Consider the following 377-nt stretch of genomic DNA (forward strand, 5'->3'; position numbering starts at 1 on the left):
CTGTAGCATCCCGTGCAGAAACTGGGGATGTAGCCCTGTTCGACGACAGCGCGGATTACATCATCGGTCTTGCGGGTGTCGCCAAGCGAAAACTGTTCGTCATCCGGCGAGTGCTCTCTGCCCGCGTGGTAGCCGCCGGGGTTCGTTCTGGAGCCTGCGCTGATCTGACTGATCCCCAGATCAAAGACTTCATGCCTGAGCTTGGGGCTTTCCCGTGTGGACAGGATCATGCCCGTATACGGCACCGAGAGCCTGAGCACTGCCACTATGCGCTTGAACTGATCATCCGTCACTGGATGCGGCGGTGTGTAGGACAGCGGCGCATTCTTAGCCGGGTATATCCTAGGCACTGATATCGTGTGAGGGCCGACTCCACG

At 58.9% G+C, this 377-nt stretch carries 1 protein-coding gene; it reads left to right on the forward strand.

Going from position 1 to position 377, the window contains the following annotated elements:
* Positions 1-353, forward strand: a 353-nt coding sequence (locus ABJK56_RS06295; protein WP_347243813.1) for a hypothetical protein, incomplete at its 5' end; no start/stop codon positions are given.
* Between the last annotated feature and the right edge of the window lie 24 nt (positions 354-377).

Source organism: Thermogutta sp., from assembly GCF_039793925.1.
In the GTDB taxonomy this organism is placed as follows: Bacteria; Planctomycetota; Planctomycetia; order Pirellulales; family Thermoguttaceae; genus Thermogutta.